3 protein-coding genes and 1 pseudogene are annotated in these 2,350 nt (G+C 67.1%); 3 read left to right on the forward strand and 1 reads right to left on the reverse strand.

Features of this window, described 5'->3' with window-relative positions; genetic code table 11:
• Positions 1 to 6: 6 nt before the first annotated feature.
• From VF794_RS39855 to VF794_RS39865, 3 genes and pseudogenes are all read left to right on the forward strand, one after another.
• Positions 7 to 381: pseudogene (locus tag VF794_RS39855) on the forward strand (CoA transferase subunit A); the annotation flags it as partial.
• A 96-nt stretch (positions 382 to 477) separates the two neighbouring features.
• Complete coding sequence (locus VF794_RS39860; RefSeq protein ID WP_331118981.1) at positions 478 to 1,110, forward strand: CoA transferase subunit B; 633 nt, start codon at positions 478 to 480, stop codon at positions 1,108 to 1,110.
• A gap of 364 nt (positions 1,111 to 1,474) precedes the next feature.
• The gene (locus VF794_RS39865) at positions 1,475 to 1,633 is read left to right on the forward strand and encodes a hypothetical protein (protein WP_331118977.1); all 159 of its coding nucleotides are present in this window, start codon (positions 1,475 to 1,477) and stop codon (positions 1,631 to 1,633) included.
• Between the two features lies 1 nt (position 1,634).
• Here the strand turns inward: VF794_RS39865 and VF794_RS39870 are convergent.
• A partial coding sequence (locus VF794_RS39870) for a hypothetical protein (RefSeq protein WP_331118979.1) occupies positions 1,635 to 2,350 on the reverse strand: 716 nt, incomplete at its 5' end.

Genomic DNA, 2,350 nt, shown 5'->3' on the forward strand with positions numbered 1-2,350 from the left:
CGGCAGGTGCTGGCCAACGAGCTCGACCTGCAACTGGTACCGCAAGGCACGCTGGCGGAGAAGTTCCGCGCGGGCGGCGCCGGCATCCCGGGTTTCTACACGCGCACCGCTTACGGCACCCCGCTCGCCGAGGGAAAGCACACCCGCACCTTCGACGACGGGCGAGAGTACGTGCTGGAAGAGGCCATTCGCGCCGACGTCTCCATCGTCAAGGCGTGGATGGGCGACAAGGCCGGCAATCTCGTCTACCGGAAGACCTCGCGGAACTTCAACCCGATGATCGCCACCTGCGGCAAGGTGTGCGTGGCCGAGGTAGAGCACCTGGTCGAGGTGGGGGAGTTGGATCCCGATCACATCCACACGCCGGGCATCTTCGTGGACCGCATCATCCAGGGAGCCCGGTACGAGAAGCGCATCGAGTTCCGCACCGTGCAGGGCGCGACCGCGTCCAAGAAGGATTCTTCCGACCCCGCGCAGATGGCCCGGCGCGAGCTGATGGCCAGGCGCGCCGCGCAGGAGCTGCGCGACGGCTACTACGTCAATCTCGGCATCGGCATTCCCACCCTGGTCGCCAACCACATTCCGCCGGGCATCAAGGTCACGCTCCAGTCGGAGAACGGCCTGCTGGGCATCGGCCCGTTCCCGTCCGAGGATCAGGTCGACCCCAACCTCATCAACGCCGGCAAGCAGACCATCACCGCGCTGCCGGGCGCGAGCTTCTTCTCCAGCGCGGACTCGTTCGCGATGATCCGCGGCGGGCACGTGGACCTGTCCATCCTGGGTGGCATGGAGGTGGCCGAGAATGGCGACCTCGCCAACTGGATGATACCCGGCAGGATGGTGCGGGGACCCGGCGGGGCGATGGACCTGGTGTCCGGCGTGAAGCGCGTGGTGGTGCTGATGGAGCACACCGCCCGCGGTGCCTCGAAGGTGCTCAAGACGTGCACGCTGCCCATCACCGGCAAGGGCGTGGTCAACCTGCTGATCACCGACCTGTGCGTGTTCGAGATCATGCCAGGGGAGGGGCTGGTGCTGAAGGAACTGCACCCCGGCGTCACGCTGGACGAGGTGAAGGCGAAGACCGAGGCGGCGTTCCGGGTGGCCCTCTAAGGCACGGGGGGTCCAATGGTGCTCGACGAGGCAGCGACCGCCTGAATCCTCGGCTACTCGGGGGATGGCGTCGCTGTAACCGCGAGCACCACTCTTCTTCACCAGCCAATAGGCATCTCGCTCAAGAGGGAACTGAAGATGAGTGAACTCCGGACGAACGCGGTTCCGCTGGCATCGGTACTCCTCGTCGCGCTCACGATGGCCGGATGCTCCGACAGGGAGGCCTCATGGACCTGCGTGGCACTCCAGCTCCTCTTCATCGCTTCCCTTGTGATGAGTGCCAGCAAGAGCGGCCCCCGGGGGAGGAGCGTCAGCAACAGCGGCCACCAGAAGTCTCCCGAGGAGGGGCCCAACGACGGTGGCTATGGCGGTGGCGGTGGCTATTTCGGTGGCGATAGTGGCTGTGGCGATGGAGGTGGTGGGGGGAGTGGTGATGGGGGTGGTGGCTGTGGTGGCGATGGGGGTGGTGGCTGTGGTGGCGATGGGGGGGGCTGAAGCCCCCCACCTCCACCTGCCTGCCTGAGTCAGCGGCAGACCGCGTACCAGCCCTGGACGCTCCAGTAGGTGTTGTAGCTGCTCGGGTTCTGGCACCAGCCATTCTGCGCGTCCACGTCCCAGAGCGCCTTGCCGACCGGCGTCTTGATGGCGAGCCCGCCGTTCGGCAGCCCGCGGTTGCGCGCGTCGTAGGTGGAGAACGAGTTCCAGTACGCGCTGTCCGTGGGCCGGTACGAGGGCTCGGAGGGATCGAAGACGCGAGGGAACTGCCGGGTGGTCGTCACGTCGTTCTGCGCGTGATCCCACTCGGCCCGGCAGTCCGAAGGCCAGCCGCGCGGATTGCCGATGCCGCCGCAGTTGTACCCACCGGGGTTGTGCGAGCAACACGTGTCGTGGAGCTGTGAGCCCACCGCGACCTGGCACTCGATCAGGGCATCGCCCCTGAGGGTACAGGGCGAGGCGCCGGGGACACCGCCGCAGTTCGGGCCCACGGCGCCGAAGCAGAAATCGACGGCCGTGCCGACGCCGCCACAACGCGCGGGGTCCGAGGCGTCGCTGGTGAAGCGAACATCGTCCCAGTCGCCGGCCCCGTACGCACACACCTGATACCAGTCGCTGACGGTGGGCGCCCAATCGATGACCTCGGTCGAGGTGTTCGCGGTGGTGGCCGCCACGACCCACGTGCCCGTGCTGTTCGCCTTGACGTAAAGGTTTCCTCCCGAGCGCACGCCGATCATCTTCGAGT

It is taken from the genome of Archangium sp. (assembly GCF_036389735.1).
GTDB lineage: Bacteria > Myxococcota > Myxococcia > Myxococcales > Myxococcaceae > Archangium.